Raw genomic sequence first — 19,598 nt, 5'->3', positions numbered from 1 at the left:
ATAGAAAGGGGAAAGAGCCATGCATATGCATAAGTTTGAAAAAGCCTGGCTTATTTTTGGGATCGGATCACTTCTCGTATTCTTAACGGTGATTGGAGTAAGTGCCTTCTACCTTGGAAATCAGCCGCCAAGCTGCCTGGCAACGATCGATCCTGAAAAAGTCGATGCACAAGCACCGTTTGATAAGCCGGGCTTGCATAAAGTTGAGGGAAAAGAATGGGATTATGAATTGGTTTATGTGGCTGCTGCATTTGCCTACAATCCCGTTCAGGTAGAGGTTCCTTTAGGAGCAAAAGTGAAAGTTATCGCAACAACAAAGGATGTTGTCCACGGCTTTGAAGTGGCCGGAACCAACATCAACATGATGCTCGAACCGGGATACATATCCGAGTATGTGACAACTTTTGACAAACCCGGTGAGTTTTTGGTCGTCTGTAATGAATACTGCGGAGTTGGACACCATATGATGACTTCGAAGATCGAGGTGGTTAAATAATGCTTAGCACTGGAGCAAATATAAAGGTTGACCGCCGTGATGGAAAACTGGCGATGGCACACTTGCATGTCGCGTTTATTGCGCTGGCGCTCGGCGGCCTTGCCGGGCTATTACAGGTTTTAGTACGCTCGGGAAAGTTTGAATTGCCATGGGGAATCACCTATTATCAAGTTTTAACTGTCCATGGTGTTGTCCTCGGCTTAGTATTAACAACATTTTTTATTCTTGGCTTTCAACTTGCCGCCGTCAGCCGGACATCCGGCCCGCTTTCGAACGGGCAGCGGAAACTGGGCTGGATCGGCTTTTGGCTGATGACGATCGGAACAGCGATGGCTGCTGTGATGATCCTGCTTAATAAAGCGTCTGTTCTTTATACGTTTTATGCGCCATTGCAGGCCCATGCCATCTTCTATTTAGGCCTGACACTCGTTGTCGTCGGAAGCTGGGTTGGCGGTGCCGCGATCATTGCCGCTTATGTACAGTGGAGGAAAAACAACCGGGGCAAGCCGAGTCCATTGCTTACTTTCATGTCGCTTGTCAATACCTTGCTGTGGATTGTAGCAACGCTTGGTGTCGCTGCCACGGTGCTTATCCAATTGCTGCCGTGGTCATTGGGCCTTGTTGATACGGTTGATGTTCTGGTGAGCCGCACATTATTCTGGTATTTTGGCCATCCGCTCGTCTATTTCTGGCTGCTGCCTGCGTATATGGCCTGGTATGTGGTTATTCCGAAAATTATCGGCGGAAAAATTTTCTCTGATTCATTGGCACGGATGTCTTTTATACTATTCCTGCTCTTCTCGATTCCTGTAGGCTTTCACCATCAGTTGACCGAACCGGGAATAGACCCTGCCTGGAAGTTTCTTCAGGTCGTTTTAACGTTTTTAGTTGTCATTCCATCGTTGATGACTGCTTTCTCTTTATTTGCAACATTCGAGCGTTTTGGAAGAGCACAGGGCGCGAAGGGATTATTTGGCTGGTTTAAAGTGCTTCCTTGGGGAGATGCCCGCTTCACGGTTCCGTTCATTGGAATGCTTTCGTTCATTCCTGCCGGAGCAGGCGGGATCGTCAATGCATCGCACCAAATGAATCAGGTTATCCATAATACAATCTGGGTAACCGGCCACTTTCATTTAACGCTGGCAACAGCCGTTGTCCTTACTTTCTTTGGGATTACTTACTGGCTTGTTCCGCATTTAACCGGGCGGAAGCTGACAAAGCAAATGAATAAACTTGCGATCATTCAAGGCGTTATTTGGGCAATCGGGATGACGTTTATGTCAGGTGCCATGCATGCAGCCGGGCTTCTCGGTGCACCGCGCCGATCTGCATTCTCAACGTATGGTGATGCCGCGCAGGCATTGGAGTGGATTCCATACCAAATTGCCCAGGCCGTTGGCGGATCGATTTTGTTTTTGGCGATTATTCTCATGCTTTATATTTTTATTAATCTTGCATTTTTCGCTCCTAAAGGCGATGAAGAATTCCCGGTCGGCGAAGTGGAGGATACCACGGAGAAAGTACCGATGTTTTTGGAAAATTGGAAGCTGTGGCTCGGGCTTACGGTTGCCTTAATTCTGTTTGCCTATACGATTCCTTTCGTCGATATAATCCAAAATGCACCGCCGGGATCAAAAGGATTTAAGCTGTGGTAAGCAGTTTCTATAAAAAAATCGCTCCTTCAATGGAGCGGTTTTTTTGTGCGAATATTTTTTGGCCGAGCCGTTCGGAGGTTAACAGCACAAACGGACAGTATGATTAAAGCAGAACCAAGTATCTGGTAGGTTCCGAGGCGCTCGCCATATAAAAATAAACCGAGCAAAACGGCCACAACCGGCTCGATTGTCGCGATAACAGCCGCCGTGCTGCTCTCGGTTCTTTCCAGTCCCCACGTGTAAAGATAATAGGCGAGTACAGTCGGAATCAGGCCTAATCCTGCTGAAAACAGGACCACTTCTGCGTTAAGGAGCGCCTCCCCTCTTTCCCAGAGACGGGTTACCGGCAGCAAAAAAAGAGCCGCGACCAGGAAAGTATACAATGTTACCGTAAAAGGAGAGTATTTTCGCAAGGCGAACTTTCCAAAGATGCTGTAAAGAGCATAGCCGAGGCCTGCCCCCAATCCGATCATCGTCCCGATCAGACTCAAGGACCCCGCATCTTGCCCGCTCATGCCGGCAATCAATGCACTGCCGATGATCGTTCCGATAATCGCAGCTTTTTTCCGGGAATCAATTTTCTCTTTTAAAAAGAAAAACGACAACAAAGCGACAAATGCAGGTGATGTGTACAGCAAAATCACGGCAATTGAAATATTCAATTGATTGATCGCGGTGAAATAACTCCAATTAAAAAATACGATGCTTAAGATTCCGGTTCCGGCAAACAAATGGATGTCGCGAAGCGAGATCTTCATTTGTGGTCGGGATGCGAATATCGCAATGATGACAAGAATGAATGAAGCAAAGACAACACGGAGCGTCACGATCTCCATTGCAGAAAATCCTAATGACGTTAAACCCTTAACAAAAAACGCAATCAAGCCCCATAATGATGCACCGGCTGCAATCATCATAAAGGGCAGTAATTTTTTCATCATATATCGCGAAAGGAAGAGGATGACGGCAGCCATCCCCCTGTTCCAAACTTTAGTTTAACTCGTAAACCCGGCCGTATTTTTCATAAAGGTAATCGATTAAGTATTTAGCATTCAGCCCTTCGCCGGTTACATCGGTCAAGATATCCAAAGGCTTTTTCATTTTCCCGTGCTTATGAACCTTTTCGGTAAACCACTCTTTTACAGGGAGCAAATTCCCCTCTTCGAGAAGCTGGTCATAGTTTGGAATATCTTTTAGGAGCGCATTCTTAAACTGGGCGGCGTACATGTAGCCAAGTGCATAAGAAGGAAAATACCCAAAGCTTCCTCCTGACCAGTGCACATCCTGAAGAACACCTTGTGCATCATTTTCCGGTCTGACTCCCAAGTATTCTTCATATTTGTCATTCCAAACCTGCGGCAAATCCTCAACATCGATTTCATCATTAAAGAGCCCTTTTTCAATTTCGTAACGAATGATAATATGGAGCGGATACGTTAATTCATCTGCTTCAATACGGATTAACGATGGTTTTGATTCATTAATCGCCCGGTAAAAGTCGGTCAAATCAACATCATCAAATTGGCCTTCTGCGTAGCTTTTCAATAGCCGATAATTTTTCTTCCAGAACGATTCATTGCGGCCGACAAAATTTTCATAAAACAGTGACTGCGATTCATGGATCCCCATTGAGGTTCCGGTACATAAAGGTGTTCCCACCAATTCTGCTGAAATATTTTGTTCGTATAAAGCATGCCCGCCTTCATGAATGGTTCCGAACACCGCGGTGCGGAAGTCAGTTTCGTTGTATTTGGTTGTAACCCTGACATCTCCCGGATTTAAACCGATCGCAAACGGATGGACCGTTTCGTCCAGCCGCCCTGCATCAAAGTTATAGCCCATTTGCCGAAGAATCTCTTCGCTGAATCCTCTCTGTTTTTCCTTCGGGAATGTTTTGAAAAGAAATTCAGTTGCTGGCTTATTCGCAGAATCGCTGATCCTTTTTACGAGCGGGACAATTTTTTCGCGCAGTTCGCCGAAAACTTTGTCGAGGATTTCGACTGTTACCCCCGGTTCATACATATCAAGCAAAGTATTATATTTATTGCCTTCATAACCCCAATAGTTGATAAAACGTTTGTTGGCCTCAACAAGTTTTTTTAGATAAGGCAAGAACATGCTGAAATCCGACTTTGCCTTTGCCTCTTCCCACACGCTTTCCGCTTTTGATTGAAGAATGACATATTCTTTATATTCTTCAGCCGGAATTTTTTTATTGCGGTCATAATCTTTTTTGCTTTCTTCAAGAATCTTTTTGGTTACTTCTGGTAATTGTTCTGCTGAAGAAAGCTTTGCTATGTATGCTGCCATTTCTTCTGACGTCGACATTTTGAATACTTCGGAAGAAAGCATCCCGATCACTTCGGAGCGCTGTTCAATCCCCTTTTTCGGGGCACCCGTGCGCAAGTCCCAAAACATCAATGACAAGGCTTCATTATAAGCCGTCATTTTTTTTACATAATCCAAAAAATCTTGTTCCAGCTGTGCCGTTGCTTGAGCCATTTACTTTCCCCCTATACATTCATACTCCAACATTTTATCATATTTTTCTGAAAAGGGGGTAAATTCGCTCTGCAGACAAAAGCCGAATCCCCTGTAGGAACTCCGCTTAACGCCAGCTATTTATTTTTTTCCAATCGCAATTCGCCAAGTGTCCGGACCTTCTTCAAGGTATTCCCAGGAAAACTGGTCTTTTCTTTCAATCATAAATTGGTATTGAAGCGGTCTTGGATCATGATCGTTGATGACCTTCATAAACTCACCCGGTTTTAATGCATCAAATGCACCAAAAATAACGGGGTGCTTTTCGCGGGGCGGATAGTCTGGCGCAACGATAACAGCAGCAAATTCCCTCATCTATTTTCCTCCTAACAAGTTGTTTACAATTTTTATTATAGGTTGCGAAACATAAAGAACGAGTGAAGCGCATCACACGCTATCAATGATTTATTCCCCCTATTTATGATTGAAAGGATTATAATAGAAAAAAAGGTGCAATCAGACTGAACTTTGGTTCATAAAAAGAGGTGATAGTTTGAAAGAGCTGGTTGGTAATTGTTCGATTTGCGGAAAAGATGTTTACTGCCTTGATGGCTTTTTTAACGGCGTCCACACCGATGACAACAAAATCGTTTGTTTTGAGTGCGATAAGCAATCCACAGCAAACGATTAAAAAAGGATGGCAAATTGCCATCCTTTTTGATAGAAATTAACTTTTTACTCGTCAGCGGCCAGGTCATCGACCGGAAGAGCTTCGTTTTCTTTATGCGTGACTTTGCGCGTATTGAAGATTGCTTTTATGCAGAAAATCAGCAATGCCGCGACGCCAATCAGGAAGATCGTATCCGGAACCGATCTGTACGTGAGCAGATTCTGGATGATATCCTGCTGTAAAAACCGGGCCGAGCGAGATGCGGCATAACCATGCTCAAATGCCTCTTTCATCTGGATGGCTCCGACTGGCAGAAGCGAAACAAAAACCATTCCGGCAAGGCCGATATTCAACATCATGCAGGAGAATTTCACCCATTTATCGTTCCATTTTTCCGGTTTGACAACATTCCTTAACGAGTAAACGAGAACGGCACAGGCAAACATGCCGTATACACCCATCATCGCCGCGTGTCCATGTGCCGGAGTGAGAAATTGTCCGTGCTCAAGGAAGTTGACAGCAGGCAGGTTAATCAAGAAGCCAAGGACGCCGGCGCCGACAAGATTCCAAATCGCCACGGAGATTAAGAACCAGAAAGTTCCTTTATAAGGAAAATCAATTCCGCCTGCCCGCATCATTTTATATTGTTCGTACGCTTCAAGAATCAACAGGGTGAGCGGGATGACTTCCAGCGCTGAAAATACGGCACCAAGAGCGATCCATACTTCTGCTGAACCGTTATAATAATAATGGTGGCCGATTCCGATTACTCCGCTTCCGAGCAGCAGGATTAACTGAAAGTAAAGTGCTTTAACCGTTGAGCTTTTTGTTACGAGCCTCATTTGCACAAGCAAGAACCCGATGACAACGACGGCAAAGACTTCAAAAATTCCCTCGACCCATAGATGGATAATCCACCAGCGCCAAAAATCAGCAAACGTAAAATTCGAATCCGGATTCATGAAGAATGCAAATACATAGAAGAGCGGCACGGCAATTGCCGAATAAAATAACAGGTGGATTAAACCTCCCTTATCCGACTCCCTTCGGAGTCCGCTCCGGATACCCCGGTAAACAATAAAGAGCCAGATCAGCATTCCGACGACAAGAATGATTTGCCAAATCCGCCCCAGCTCAAGGTACTCCCAGCCCTGGTGGCCAAGCAAGAACCATAAGTTTCCTAAATAGCCGTTCGCACCGAGCCACTGGCCGACCATACTTCCGGCAACAAGAACGACGAGCGCCCAGAATAAAACATCGACGAGCAGCCCCTGCCTTTTTGGCTCAAACCCTCCTACAAGCGGCGCAATATAAATCCCCATGCCCAGCCAGGCTGTTGCAATCCAAAGAATGGCCAGCTGCAAGTGGTATCCCTTCGCGATATTGAACGGGAGAATATCATAAATCCACTGAATCCCGAAGAAGCTGTCAGGCTCTATATAATAGTGGGCCAGCAATGCTCCAAACATCGCCTGGACAAAGAATAAAGCGGCAACGACGACAAAGTATTTCGTTGTTTTTAATTGTGAAGATGTCAGCGGCAATTTCCCCAAATCGATCCGCGGAAAATTGCCGTCCGTATACGCTTCCTGCATGCCGAGGTGGTAACGGTAAAAGACAAACAAAATAATGCCGATAAACAGGATAAGAATCGTCACACTGGCACCGCTCCACCAAATAGCTGAGAACGACATCGTGTTGCCTGCATCTTCATAATAAGGCCAGTTGTTTGTATAAGTAATATCATCACCCAGCCGTTCGGTACTGGATAGCCAGGCGGTCCAGAAAAAGAAATCAGCTATTTGCCGGGTCTGGTCTCCCTCGGCGATCCAGAAACGGTCAGCCTCTGGCAAATGTTCCTCCTTGATTAAATGGGGCTTTAATCCCCAACCGTCTCCTTCAGTGAACACTTTTTTGTAAAACGCTCTGACTTTTTCCACACCGAAAACTTGAGCATCAGTTAGAACGAGTTGATCAGAGTCGGCTTCATAGCGGTTCTCGCGCATTTCCTTCATCACTTGATTTTTTATAATGGTTTGTTCGTCTCCACTTAACTGAGCAAAGTTTTTATCATGCTTTTGCTGTGCTTTATAATCCTGCATTCCTTCCGTATATACTTTAAGTGCCTCCGCTGTATAATCGGGTCCCATGTACGATCCATGCCCGAGGACGGTTCCATAATCCATGAGACCATATTTTTGGAAGACGGCCTGCCCTCCCATAATCGATTTTTTAGTTAAAATAACCTCTCCTTTTTCATTGGTCACCTCAAGAGGCCGGGGAGCCATTTCTTTAAAAATCCAGAAACCTCCTGCAATAAGAATCGTAAAGCTGAATACAATCGTGAGAATTAAAATCGACTTTAAGAGGGCGTTTTTATTTTTCTTCATCACTTTTTTTGTGGTTATGCCTCGATTGACCTCCATATCCATACATCCTTTCTAATTGATTTCACCCTCATGTTAGCCGCTTGCAACCCGATTGTTTGTGAGGCTGTTCATCGTTTCATTGTGATATTTAGCACAACTGTTAAAAAAATGTTCATTTGTATGGAATGAAATTCATAAAGCAATTCTTTAATTGAAATACGAACAGTTATTTAAAATTAAGATAGTATTATTCGTTTCCTACGGAATACTCCTGTTTATTTAGACAATTTCATTCGTTTTTCGGTCTAGCTTATTACATTGTGAAATTTACTCGTATGATGAAGGTCACTTTGCCTTGATTTCATGCTTGGTACACTGAACTTAATAGGAAATACTGGAGGGTTACAGATGAAAACTGGCGATATTGAACGGCGTTTGGCTGAGGTTCCTCTTTTTAAAGAGCTGTCTTCTCATGAGCTCGAAAAAATCATTAATATTGCGCATACAAGGGTTTACAAGCAAAAAATGTATGTATTTATGCAGGGACATCCTTTAGACAAAGTATTTTTTATTCATTCAGGCAGAGTAAAAATTTATAAAACGGATCATTCAGGCAAGGAGCAAATTGTTTCGTTTTTGGAAGCAGGCGAAATGTTTCCGCATGCTGGATTTTTCAGGCACGGCCAATATCCTGCCCATGCAGAAATTATGGAAGAAGCAGAGCTGATTGTTGTTCCGATTGAAAAGTTCGAGAATATTTTAATCTCTCATCCAGAGCTTTGTATAAAACTGTTCAAAGTTCTTGGTGAAAAAATCGTCGATTTGCAAAATCGATTGGAAGAACAAATTCTCCATAATACTTATGAACAAATTATTATGCTCTTGCTCCGGCTTTGTAAAACAAACGGTGAACAAACAGGCAGCCATTATAAGCTGACAGCCCATTACACACATCGTGAGCTCGCCAATATGATTGGCACATCAAGAGAAACGATCAGCAGGACGATCAACTACTTAAAAAAGAAGAAAATAATTGAATTGGACGAACAGGGTAATTTCCTGATCACCCAGGAAATTCTTCAAAAGGAATTATTTTAATCTTGTGATTGAAATCACATTTTTTACAAATGAAAATCATTATCCTTAATGTATCAACATTAATAAGGGGCTGTTCATTATGGATCAGAAAATAGTCGAATTGGATGTCCGTGACGATTTAAAAAATAAGCTTGAGCCTTTCCAAAAAATAATGGAAGCTGTTTCGGAGCTTAAAGAAAATGATGTATTTATCCTCCATGCGCCTTTTAAGCCTGTTCCCCTGTTTCCCGTCTTGAAGGCAAAAGGATTCGAAGCGGAGAGCGAGCAAATTGAAAAGAAGCACTGGAAAGTGGTTTTTACGAAAAGAGGCGACAGGCAGTGATCTTGGATAATCGCGGACTTGAGCCGCCTCAGCCAATGATGAGAACGTTAAAAGCACTCGAGTCACTAAAGGATGGGGCCGTCTTGACGATTATGAACGACCGCCGGCCCATGTTCCTTTACGAGCAATTGGATGAAATGGGATATACGCACCGTACGGAACAAAATGATGATGGAAGTTACAGGATCGATATTACGAAAATAAGCAGGTGATTTGCTTGGTACCAAATAGTATCGGCAGTGAAACCAATATAAAACTGCCGTTCTCTTTTATCTGTTACAGCTTGTTTGCCCTTGTGGTCTCCCAAATCATTCTATTATTAAACGGGGAGCCAATGATTTCCGGAAGCTTCCGGATTCCGGCTGTCTGGTCTGCCGCGCATCTACTCATTCTCGGCTGGGCATTGATGATTGCGATGGGTTCGATGTACCAGCTTGTACCTGTCGTTTTTTTAACTCCGATATGGAATGAAAGATTTGGTTATCTTCAATTTGCGGTTACTGCAGCAGGGATCACCTGGTTTGCAGCTTCATTGTATCTCGCCCCGCAAACGGCGATGATCCCGGGGACATTAACACTAATGGGAATCATCCTGTTTATCATCCAAATCGTGATGACGTTAAAGAAACAGGCGCAAACAAATATGATAACGCTATTTGTCGGGACAGCTATATTTTGTTTATTTGCGACGATCATGCTTGGGATTACCCTGATATTTAGCATGAAAACCGGGTTTGCATCCGCATTCTATCCGGCCATTTTTAAAACCCATCTCTTACTCGGGCTGGCAGGCTGGTTCACCCTGCTTATCTTTGGTTTCTCTTACAAAATGGTACCGATGTTTTCCCTGTCCCACGGCTACCCGATGTGGCACGCAAGTCTCGTTTATTCTTTATATGTATTTGGACTGGTTTGTACGGCCGCTTCTTTTTTCAGCAATGAAACATGGTTGTTCATGAGCGGATTTTTGTTTCTATTCATCGGCTTTGCCTGTTTCGCCTGGCATATGGCGCTCATTTTAAAAAAACGGATTAAGAGAAAGCTTGATAAACCATTTTCGTTCTCACTTTTTGCGGTCTGCTGCGGGCTGGCGGTTCATCTTGCCGCATTTGGATCCGTTGTAACAGGTACATTTTCAAGGCTGGCCGGGCCGTTTATCATCGCCTATTTCCTGCTCTGGATTGCTTTTAGCATTATCGGTTATTTATTTAAAATTGTCCCGTTTCTTTGGTGGACTCATAAATACAGCAGTGAAATCGGTAAAAAGGACGTTCCTGTTTTAAAGGATATGATGAATGAAAATATTGCGTTACCGCTGTTCTTTGCCTTGTCAGCCGGGGGAATCATCGTTTTTGTTGCCCTTTTATTTGGTCTAGACGCGATGTATTATTCCGGCCAATTTCTCTTTAGCCTGGCAGCTTTCGTTTTCAGCGGAACAATCGCATCTGTCCTGAGGAAATAGCGCAGCATCATTTTTAGCGCTTGCAAGGCGCACCAAAATATTAGACAAACATAAGGAGGCTAGCAAAAATGGATTTAACAGAATACGTACGAAATCACTTAAAAAGAGTGCTCGACCCCGAATTAAACATTAATGTAGTCGATCTCGGCCTGATTTATGATATTTCCTTTCCGGCTGAAAAACAAGTCAAGGTGACGATGACGCTAACTACGCCAGGGTGCCCGCTCCATGACAGCATCGCAAATGGGGTGAAGTACTGTTTGGAAGATTTGGAGGAATTTGATTTGGCGGATGTCAAAGTGGTGTGGGAACCGGCCTGGTCACCGGAAAAAATGTCTCCAGAAGGCATGAAAGCACTTGGAAGATAATCGCTGGAAGTTAAAAAACAGCGGCCGCTTTGACCGCTGTTTTTAATATCGCCTTTTTATTTAACCACTTTAGTCGGCAATGCTTTTTTGATCAGCCCGATAACTTCTGCCGGTTCGTCTTTGTTGATCAGGATGTGGACACTTCCTTTATCTTCATGCGTCCTGATTAGCCGGCCTGTCCCCTGTCTTAGCCTTAGCAGCATATACGGCAGATCAACGTCATGAAACGGATCTTCAGAATCCTTGCGTTTTGCCGAAAAAACCGGGTCATTGGGCGGATATGGAAGCGTGTAGATGATCACATTCTCAAGAGCACGTCCCGGTATATCAAGACCTTCCCACATATGGACCGAGCATAAAACGGATCGCTCATCATTCTGGAATCTGGACACAAGCGCACTGATCTCTGCATCCCCCTCAAAATAAACAGGAAAGCTCGTTTCTTTGGCAGCATATTCCCGGAAATCGTTTAAATCTTCTTTATTTGTAAACAGGACAAGGCCCCTTCCATCCGATTGCTGCAGCTGGTTTAATGTGTATTCAAGCCGCTTTTCGTGTTCGTCCTTCGCAAAGTCCGGCATGCAGATTTTCATGTTTTCCTCGTAATCAAAAGGCGATGCGACGGAACATGATAAAAATGTGTCAACTCCGAGGCTTTTTGCGATATAATCAAATGATTTGTTATCAGATAATGTCGCCGAAGAGAAGATAAATGGCTTTTTCTGTGCAAAAACCTCTTCCCTCATAATTTCTTCAACCATGCGCGGCATGATGACGAGCGTTCTTTCTCCCTTGTTTTCTTCAAACCAGATAATCCCCTTTGTGTCTTTAAGGAAGAGTGAAAAGGAATAGGTGATTTGCTCTAAATATTCCTCGACGATTTTTAAATCATAATCGTTGATCACATACATCTCACTGTCAAACACCAATTCTTCCTGGAGCTGGTTAAGAAGGTCAACCAATCTTTTACCCTCTTCCAAAAGCAGCGGAGTCTTTGCAATCATTTGTTTTTCTGAACCGTCTGTTATCTGTGAGGCAGCCTGCAATGCTGTAAAAAAATGTTCATTCTGGACGAGAGCTTCTTCAATGCAATGAAGAGTATTTTCCCGCACATTGTTGGCCGTAAGCCTGGTAAGGAGCTTGTCCAGTGTCTGCTCAGTAAATCGATACGTTAACGCTTTTTGCGCAGCATATTCCAAAAGATGCCCTTCATCAAAGATGACTGCCGATGATTCCGGAAGCAACGGCAGCTGCCCTTCCCTTTTTCGGGATTCTTTTGTCCAAATATGCTCCATATAGAAATCATGCGAACAAATAATTAAATCGCTCGAGCCACGGTAGAACTCGCGATGAAGGGTTTGTCCGCAGCGATGCCGTTTTGAACAACTGAAGCAATCCTGCAGAGAATCCCAGCCAACTTGATTCCAAGCCTCATCCGACACGCCGGGATAGTCTCTCCGGTCGCCGTATCGTTGAAACTTTTGCAGCGATGATCCGCTGCGGACAAAGTCCGGGAGGCCGTCAAACATCGCTCTGTATGCGGCGCTGTCATTCCTTAAAATGGCCTCATCAAGCTTATTTAAACATAGGTACTGATCCCGCGATTTTGCGAGACGAACATCAATATTTAAATTTAAGGCTTTTTCAAGTTTGGCAATGTCGCCTTCTTTTTTGACAAGCTGTTCAATTAACGTTTCGTCTGCGCAGGCAATAATCGCCGGCTTATTTGTGTAACGCGCGTAACAAACGGCATATAAAAGGTAGACAATTGTTTTCCCGGTTCCGACGCCGGCTTCCGCGAACATGACTTTTTTGTCCTTAAACGCTTTTTCAAGCTGGAAAGCCATATAGATTTGTTCATCCCTGAGCTCGAAACCTGCTTCAGGCAAAATATCGTAAAAAACGTCTCCAATCCAATCATTAAAGACATTAAAAAAAGAATCTGTTTTAGGAATCGCAAATGGCAGACGCCCTTGCATAATACCCCTCCGAACCGGCACGACAGCGCCATGAAAAACGCAAGCACCCTAATGCAGGGCGCTTGCACCTTTAATGAAGCCTGCCTTATATTATAAATTAGATTTGGCCCTCGTTCATTATTACGATTATCAGCGCTTTTTAAACGGGCAGCTAACAACCATTTTATCGTAATGAACCGCTTAGTCAAGAATCACCGGGGAAGAAATTTCTGGTTAACAGTATGGAATACGAAAAAGAAACGCCCTGTAATAGAGACGTTTCTCCCTGATTGCTTATTTATGCGTGGAAGACAATGAGAAAGACAATGCTTGCTGCAATTGTTCTCTGGCAGCTTCCAGGTTCATTAAGGCACTGTCAGCAGGTTTATGCTCCTGCTTAATCGTTTCAATTGTCGCCGCAAGGGCTTTTGAAATTTTATTAAAGTCAATGGTTGAATCGTACATTGTATTCCTCCTGGCCGAAAAGATAATGATATTTTATTCGGCCAGGGGATATTTTATGCCGGATTTCCCGCATTTAACAATCTTTTTACCTAGAAAGTTAAAACCATTCTTCCGTTAATTTTACCTTCTTCAAGGTCTTTAAACACTTCATTAATGTCTTCAAGCTTGGCTGTTGTGATTGTTGTTTTCACCTTGCCGTCTGCAGCAAATTGCAGTGCTTCCTGAAGATCCTTTCTTGTTCCGACGATAGAACCGGTAATGCTCACACCATTTAAAACTGTGTCAAAAATCGGCACTTCAATCATTTCAGGAGGAAGGCCTACCGCAACGCATTTTCCGCCGCGCTTCACGGCACGATACGCTTCATCAAATGCGCGTTTTGAAACGGCTGTACAGATGGAAGCCTGGACGCCTCCGATCTCGCGCTGAATGAATGCCGCAGAGTCTTCTTTTTTAGGATTGATTACAAGATCAGCACCAAGTTCCTTTGCCAGCTCCAATTTTTCATCAAAAGTATCAACGGCGACTACTTTATTTCCCATCGCTTTTGCGTATTGGACAGCCACATGGCCTAAACCGCCGATTCCATAAATGGCTACCCATTCGCCAGGCTTCGCTTCACCGACCTTTAAGGCTTTGTAAGTGGTAACACCGGCACAAAAGATCGGTGCTGCTTCTACATAGCTTAAATTATCAGGAATTTTTACTGTGTATCTCCCATCTGCGACGCAATACTCAGCATATGCCCCGTCGATTGAATAGCCGGAATTATGCTGGTTAGGGCATAATGTTTCCCTGCCGGAAAGGCAGTATTCACAATGGCCGCAAGCGGAATATAACCATGGGATCCCGACACGGTCACCCGGTTTTAAATGTTTAATGCCATTCCCTGCTTTAATTACTTCGCCTACACCTTCATGTCCGGGAATTAAAGGCAACTTTGGTTTTACAGGCCAATCTCCGTGCGCTGCGTGCAAATCAGTATGGCAGACGCCGCATGCATGGATTTTAACAAGTACATCAGTATCCCCAACAGGTGGAATGGAAACATTTTCTACTGTTAAATCCTTTCTGAATTCATGAACTACTGCTGCTTTCATTTTTGTGTCATTACATGTTTCACACATCTTCGTTCACCTCTGGTAGTCTATTAGAAAAGCAACTTAATTATTGCGCAAACATATTTGCTTGTCATTAAGATTGTTAATACATTCACAAAATTGTTTATTATATTCGACAAATTTGTTAACAATTTACTTTTCTCTTGAAATTAAAACAGCCGGGCTGGATGTGCCGAGGCTGTTTCAAAAATCATTGTTTAAACGTTTTTTGGGGGTCTTTTCCCCCAGTATTGATAGAAGTCTGTCCGGATAAAACCGTTAAACAGTTTTCTTTTTTTCGTTGCCGGCTTGCCGTACAAGCTTTCAAAGTCAGGATGTGAGGTGAGAATATAAACTGACCAGGTCTCGTATGGGGAAAAGGCCTTCCCCATTTCCCGGTACATTTGTTCGACCTCGTGTCTTTCCCCAAGCCGTTCACCATACGGCGGATTACCGACAATGACGCCGTATTCAGTTGACGCCGTAAAGTCCCTTACTTGCCTTTGCTTAAACGAAACCAAATCGCCAAGTCCTGCTTCAAAGGCGTTTTCTTCGGCGATTTTGACCATCCGATGATCAATATCCGTGCCTAGAATATCGAGCGGCTGCTCGTAGTTCGCAACATCTTCCGCTTCGTTTCTGGCGTTCTCCCAAACGGCCCCGGGGATCCAGTCCCAATTTTCCGAGACAAATTCCCGGTTAAACCCTGGAGCGATATTCTGGCCGAGCAGGGCCGCTTCGATTGGAATCGTGCCTGAACCGCAAAACGGATCGATAAAAGGACGGTCTGGTGTCCAGTTGGTCAGCATGACAAGCGCTGCAGCCAATGTTTCCTTTAATGGCGCTTCCCCCTGGCCTGCCCGGTAACCGCGTCGATGGAGCCCGTAACCGCTCGCGTCGATCGTCAAGGTGGCAATATCCTTTTGCAGGGCTGCCTCGATCCGGAAGAGCGAACCGGTTTCTTCAAACCAGGTGTTTCTTTTATAATGGCGCTGCAGCCGGTCAACAATCGCTTTTTTTACAATAGCCTGGCAGTCTGCAACGCTAAAAAGTCTGGATTTAACCGATTTTCCGCTGACGGGAAATTCGGCATCCTCCGGCAAATAGATTTCCCATGGAAGAGCTTTCGTTTTTTCAAATAACTCATCAAAGCTCTCCGCTTTAAATTCGCCCACTTTTATTTTGATTCGATCTGCCGTGCGCAGCCATAGATTTGTACGGGCAATCGCCAGCTCATCTCCTTCAAAGCTGACCCTGCCGTTTTCAACTTCGCATTCATAGCCCAGAGCGCGGACTTCTTTTGCAACTAATGCTTCGAGTCCCATTGCAGCTGTTGCAATTAAATTAAATTTTGCCATTTTGTCACCCTTTTTTCCGTTAATTCAGGCACGTGAAAATCCCGATTATGTATGCAGTCATTAATATCGCCTATTTTAGCCGATAAATGAGCGAATGGTACTTTGTTTGTAATAAATTTCGTATAGATAAGAAAAGCTCTCCTGTCAAGAGGAGAGCTTTTAGTTTAAGAAGTCATGCATCCCAACAATAACGTTCTGTAAGCCATGTTCTGTACCCCTGTACTGCAAACGACGGTTGTCTCGTACGAGGGCGGTAATCATCTATCTACAAATTGGCATGCCAATCTGTCCTTCTCCTCGTTCAATTCCTAAGAGAAAGTGCCCCTACCATTATTTGGGTTTCTCGCTCGCGGGGTTTACCTCGTTCCACCCTTTTTATTTCTAAAAAGGCTACGTCACTGTGGCACTTTTACAGGTATTCACGCCATATCCATGCGGACTTAGGCGTTTTTCCGGCCGTCAGCTTAAATCTTGTTCAAGCTGCCCCAGCTTATGAATTGGCTAGGCACGAACACTACGGGCATCGCAGCCCGTGCGAGCATGGACTTTCCTCTGCAGTATCACTATCGTTCACTGCAGCGATTACCCGAACGCTACTAAAGGATTACATTCATTATTATAAGCAAGACAAAGATTAAAATCAATGGGATTCATTTTGAAAACGAGTAAAAATTTATCAATCGTACAATTTACTGCCAAATACATGCTTTTCCAGATTTGAAAGACGCTTTAATATATCAAAATTCGTCGTTCCGGCAGTAGCCGCCGGAGCAGGCTGGCGCCTTGTCGCTTCATCGAGCTGCTTTCGCAGGCGCATATTTTCCTGCTGAAGTTCTTCAATCTCCTGGTGGAACGTTTCATAATCCTTTATGATTAAATCTAAAAACTTGTCGACATCCTCCTGCTTGTATCCGCGCATTCCGGATTTGAACTCTTTTTCTAAAATATCTTTAGCTGTTAACTTCACTTTATCGGACAACATCGTATTCACCTCAAGTATCGCCAATCATTACATTATATTTTTTCAAAAATAGCTGCTTTTGTCAATTTTTCTTTCAAATATCTCGCTAAAATTGCCGTTTTTCTTCTTCTTCTTCCTCGACGACCAGCTGTAAATCATGGAACGTAATCAAGCGGACCTCATATGGATGCTTTTCACGGTAGGCAAGAGCCGTTTCATACAAATATTTTGGGCTTCCTTCCTTTTCGTGATCATAGAGAAGCAGAAGCAGCCCACTCTTTTCTACAAAAAATTGATTTTTCAAACGGAATTGCCATTGATTCTCATAATTTTTTTTCGTAATCGAATCAACAAAATCAGCTTGTGAAACGACAGATTCATACCACTCTTTGTTCTTTTCGTTCCAATTGGCTTCCTGGTTCAGAAAAGGAGTAATCAGGCCAAGCTTAAGCTCAGGAAAATCAAGCTGCAGTTCATAAACAGCTTCCGCCGCCCACAATTCAGCGCCGAGCTGGCCGCTGATAATCACCCATTCCAGCCCTTCTTCCACAAGCTGGTATAGCTGCTTTTTGATTGCCGTTTTTATGTAAGATACTGCAGGGTGGTTCTGCTGGAATATTCCTAACTCAAATGGTTTATAGCCGGATATCGCTGCTACTTTTACCAATTTATATGCTCCTTTTCTGCCATATCTGCCTGCTCACCCTATTATATTGAAGGTTATCCCAAAACATGTGTGAACGTGAAAATTTTATGTAAAAGCACAAGGACCCCAGACAGCCCTTGTGATGTCGAAATTATCTTCGTCTTCGCCAGTTTGGCGGCACCTGCGCCTGGCCTGGCATGAATTCGGCCCCGGCCACCGCTCCCGGACCCGGAGCGAAGCCCGGCATAGGGCCTGGACCAGGAGCACCAAATGGACCCGGGCCGATATTAGCTCCTGCCACCGCTCCCGGACCGAAAGGCGGAACCGATCCTGGCGGATGGAAAAACTGCTGGTGCGTAACTTCATTTACGACAGATTGTGTCTGCGGGAAGTAGTGCTGATGCTGATAATTTACGTGATTGACTGTTGTAGTATGGGTTGGATGAATATGAGGTACTACATTGTTAATAAAATTATGCTTCACACAGCATTTTGTCGGATGAAGAACTGCCGGTAAAACATGACTCGGTCTGCAATGCATAGAAATATCCCCTTTCCTGATAGTCTGGTTACATTACCAGCCTATGAAGGAAGGAAGGTTCTTGTACTAAGGAAAATACCTATTTTTAATACGTACGAATGTCTATAAATCGCTTATAGGAAAGTATAAAAACTGTCCTTTAAAGCTGTGAAAATAAATACCGTTAAGCAGATAACCAGAAAAAACATAAACAGAACTGCCTTATACATGCAATCATCCCCGTAGATTTTTTAGCTGGAACATTCCATCCAATTCACTATTTTACAGGTTTCGACATGTACAGACAACCAGGAAATTAGTGGTTTTCAACATAAAAATATTAAAATTTTGTTACAAATAGCATCACTGCATCTCGTTCTTTTTCAAAGCGATTTTTCGCATCAGCCTCGCTTTGCGATGAAGCAGCTGGCCAAAAAATTTTTCGTTTTCTGTTTGTTTTTCACAGATTTCGACCGCCCGATCGGTAAAGCCCAGCGCCTCTATATAATTTTTATGGCGATGCTCGACAATTTTTGCCGCTTCCACCAATGCTTCTATTTGCTGATTTTCGTTTCCTGCGGCAGCTGTTTCAATGAATAACTTGAGGGCCAGGCCCCAATCGTGCTGCTGTTTATATTGATAGGCCATTGCCAGCTTTGCTTCAACCGCATCCGTTCCGTTTCCGCCGATGAGTTCCAAAAAGCTGTTGGCTGCTTCCTCGTGATTTCCAACCGATGCATACCACCTGCCAACCTCGAACGTTTCTTTCGTTGTTTGCTGTTTATCTTTACGCAACAACTGGAAAGAGAGGTGCGTATAGAGGGTAATCAGCGAAAGAATATCGATCTCATTATGCTTGATAATTCCAAACATTCCTTCCGGATTTTTTCTTTCGACAAAATCGAAATAAATCATCGGCGCCAGAAAACCGGGAATATCATCGATCCTCTCGACCTGCAAAATTTCTTTTTCGACGATCGAAAGCTTTAGCCTCTCCAGCTTATGCTTCCAGAGCCTTCTCGCAGCATGGTATAAATCAAAATGGCCAAAAGGCGGAAGCTTCGGAACATGTTCTCTGATCAAGGTATGCCTCGTTTTGACCTGCGGCCAATCAAATGACTTTCCATTGTATGTAACAAGTGTCTGGTAGTTTACATTTTCCAAAAAGCTTTGATAGAGCGGAATTTCTGCGCCTGGGTGGGGTAAAATATGCTGCTTTACAACGACGTGCTCATCGCTGAAGCTTGCATGTCCCAGCAGAAAAATCGTGTTGCCTGTCCCGCCGCCGAGCCCGGTCGTTTCCGTATCAAAAAAGAACAAGTCCTGAGCCTTGCAGCCTGCTGCCGAAAGAGGGTGGACAATATTTGTGCGATTCCAGAGCTCGACCGCTTCAAAAAAATCAGCAAACAGATATTTGCCATGCCGGTGTGATAATGGGTAGCGGACTTCCCTGATCAAGCAATAATTGTTATCAAAGTAATAGGGTAACGTATTTTCTTTTACCCAGTCGGACAGGAATGGAATGTCATCCTGGCCGGACGAATCAATTGATGGAACCCGTTCCACAGCCGCCTCGCCCGAAACGGCTAAATGCGGCTTCAATCTGTTTAGTTTATTTTTCAGCGACATCTCTATCACTTCCTCATGATTGCCGGACAAGCTGGCTTGC

19 protein-coding genes and 1 other RNA gene are annotated in these 19,598 nt (G+C 44.0%); 7 read left to right on the top strand and 13 right to left on the bottom strand.

What is annotated here, in order from left to right; translation table 11 throughout:
• Positions 1-19 precede the first annotated feature (19 nt).
• Together CU633_RS11665 and CU633_RS11660 are read left to right on the top strand one after the other, a co-directional pair.
• Entirely contained in the window at positions 20-496 is a 477-nt protein-coding gene (locus tag CU633_RS11665) for a cytochrome c oxidase subunit II (RefSeq protein WP_101660661.1), read from the top strand.
• Positions 496-2,151, top strand: a complete 1,656-nt coding sequence (locus CU633_RS11660) for a b(o/a)3-type cytochrome-c oxidase subunit 1 (RefSeq protein ID WP_101660659.1) — start codon at positions 496-498, stop codon at positions 2,149-2,151. The genes CU633_RS11665 and CU633_RS11660 overlap by 1 nt, the downstream gene beginning before the upstream one ends.
• A 26-nt stretch (positions 2,152-2,177) precedes the next feature.
• Here the strand turns inward: CU633_RS11660 and CU633_RS11655 are convergent, their stop codons facing one another.
• The 4 genes from CU633_RS11655 to CU633_RS11640 all read right to left on the bottom strand — a co-directional run bounded on the left by CU633_RS11655 (position 2,178) and on the right by CU633_RS11640 (position 7,728).
• On the bottom strand, positions 2,178-3,125 hold the full coding sequence (locus CU633_RS11655; RefSeq protein WP_308314746.1) for a DMT family transporter: 948 nt from the start codon (positions 3,123-3,125) through the stop codon (positions 2,178-2,180).
• Positions 3,126-3,141: 16 nt separating this feature from the next.
• The gene (locus tag CU633_RS11650; RefSeq protein ID WP_101660657.1) at positions 3,142-4,653 is read right to left on the bottom strand and encodes a carboxypeptidase M32; all 1,512 of its coding nucleotides are present in this window, start codon (positions 4,651-4,653) and stop codon (positions 3,142-3,144) included.
• Positions 4,654-4,773: 120 nt separating this feature from the next.
• A complete protein-coding gene (locus CU633_RS11645; protein WP_101660655.1) occupies positions 4,774-5,007 on the bottom strand; it encodes a DUF2249 domain-containing protein in 234 nt (77 codons plus the stop codon).
• Positions 5,008-5,367: 360 nt separating this feature from the next.
• Positions 5,368-7,728 (bottom strand): nitric-oxide reductase large subunit, encoded by a 2,361-nt coding sequence (locus CU633_RS11640; protein WP_101660653.1) that lies wholly within the window; start codon positions 7,726-7,728, stop codon positions 5,368-5,370.
• Positions 7,729-8,079: 351 nt separating this feature from the next.
• Between CU633_RS11640 and CU633_RS11635 the strand changes: the two genes are divergently transcribed.
• The 5 genes from CU633_RS11635 (at position 8,080) to CU633_RS11615 (ending at position 10,921) form a co-directional block, all read left to right on the top strand.
• Positions 8,080-8,769 carry a Crp/Fnr family transcriptional regulator gene (locus tag CU633_RS11635; RefSeq protein WP_101660651.1) on the top strand — a complete coding sequence of 230 codons (690 nt, stop codon included), beginning with the start codon at positions 8,080-8,082 and terminating at the stop codon, positions 8,767-8,769.
• Between the two features lie 79 nt (positions 8,770-8,848).
• Positions 8,849-9,091, top strand: a complete 243-nt coding sequence (locus CU633_RS11630) for a DUF2249 domain-containing protein (protein WP_101660649.1) — start codon at positions 8,849-8,851, stop codon at positions 9,089-9,091.
• Positions 9,088-9,303 carry a DUF2249 domain-containing protein gene (locus CU633_RS11625; protein WP_101660647.1) on the top strand — a complete coding sequence of 72 codons (216 nt, stop codon included), beginning with the start codon at positions 9,088-9,090 and terminating at the stop codon, positions 9,301-9,303. Before CU633_RS11630 ends, CU633_RS11625 begins: the two co-directional genes overlap by 4 nt.
• Entirely contained in the window at positions 9,300-10,553 is a 1,254-nt protein-coding gene (locus CU633_RS11620; RefSeq protein ID WP_308314745.1) for a hypothetical protein, read from the top strand. Before CU633_RS11625 ends, CU633_RS11620 begins: the two co-directional genes overlap by 4 nt.
• 68 nt (positions 10,554-10,621) lie before the next feature.
• On the top strand, positions 10,622-10,921 hold the full coding sequence (locus tag CU633_RS11615; protein ID WP_101660633.1) for a metal-sulfur cluster assembly factor: 300 nt from the start codon (positions 10,622-10,624) through the stop codon (positions 10,919-10,921).
• Between the two features lie 56 nt (positions 10,922-10,977).
• On the opposite strand, the gene CU633_RS11610 is transcribed toward CU633_RS11615, so the two are convergent.
• The 9 genes from CU633_RS11610 to CU633_RS11575 form a co-directional block, all read right to left on the bottom strand.
• Positions 10,978-12,900, bottom strand: a complete 1,923-nt coding sequence (locus CU633_RS11610) for an ATP-dependent DNA helicase (RefSeq protein WP_101660632.1) — start codon at positions 12,898-12,900, stop codon at positions 10,978-10,980.
• A gap of 273 nt (positions 12,901-13,173) precedes the next feature.
• Positions 13,174-13,344: a hypothetical protein gene (locus tag CU633_RS22850; RefSeq protein ID WP_180954940.1), complete on the bottom strand. Its 171-nt coding sequence runs from the start codon at positions 13,342-13,344 to the stop codon at positions 13,174-13,176.
• Positions 13,345-13,433: 89 nt separating this feature from the next.
• Complete coding sequence (adhP, locus tag CU633_RS11605; RefSeq protein ID WP_101660819.1) at positions 13,434-14,444, bottom strand: alcohol dehydrogenase AdhP; 1,011 nt, start codon at positions 14,442-14,444, stop codon at positions 13,434-13,436.
• Positions 14,445-14,662: 218 nt separating this feature from the next.
• Positions 14,663-15,802 (bottom strand): THUMP domain-containing class I SAM-dependent RNA methyltransferase, encoded by a 1,140-nt coding sequence (locus CU633_RS11600; RefSeq protein WP_101660630.1) that lies wholly within the window; start codon positions 15,800-15,802, stop codon positions 14,663-14,665.
• A gap of 193 nt (positions 15,803-15,995) precedes the next feature.
• An RNA gene (gene rnpB, locus CU633_RS11595) (RNase P RNA component class B) lies at positions 15,996-16,396 on the bottom strand.
• A gap of 82 nt (positions 16,397-16,478) precedes the next feature.
• A complete protein-coding gene (gene gpsB / locus CU633_RS11590) occupies positions 16,479-16,784 on the bottom strand; it encodes a cell division regulator GpsB (protein WP_101660628.1) in 306 nt (101 codons plus the stop codon).
• Between the two features lie 85 nt (positions 16,785-16,869).
• Positions 16,870-17,430 carry a DUF1273 domain-containing protein gene (locus CU633_RS11585; protein ID WP_101660627.1) on the bottom strand — a complete coding sequence of 187 codons (561 nt, stop codon included), beginning with the start codon at positions 17,428-17,430 and terminating at the stop codon, positions 16,870-16,872.
• 130 nt (positions 17,431-17,560) lie between these two features.
• Entirely contained in the window at positions 17,561-17,950 is a 390-nt protein-coding gene (locus CU633_RS11580; RefSeq protein ID WP_101660625.1) for a CotD family spore coat protein, read from the bottom strand.
• Positions 17,951-18,292: 342 nt separating this feature from the next.
• Positions 18,293-19,588 carry a ribonuclease H-like domain-containing protein gene (locus CU633_RS11575; RefSeq protein WP_374703365.1) on the bottom strand — a complete coding sequence of 432 codons (1,296 nt, stop codon included), beginning with the start codon at positions 19,586-19,588 and terminating at the stop codon, positions 18,293-18,295.
• Between the last annotated feature and the right edge of the window lie 10 nt (positions 19,589-19,598).

It is taken from the genome of Bacillus sp. V3-13, assembly GCF_002860165.1.
Classification (GTDB): Bacteria; Bacillota; Bacilli; order Bacillales; family Cytobacillaceae; genus Bacillus_BJ.
Note: the sequence above shows the minus strand (reverse complement) of the source record. Positions and strands in the feature narration are given on the sequence as shown.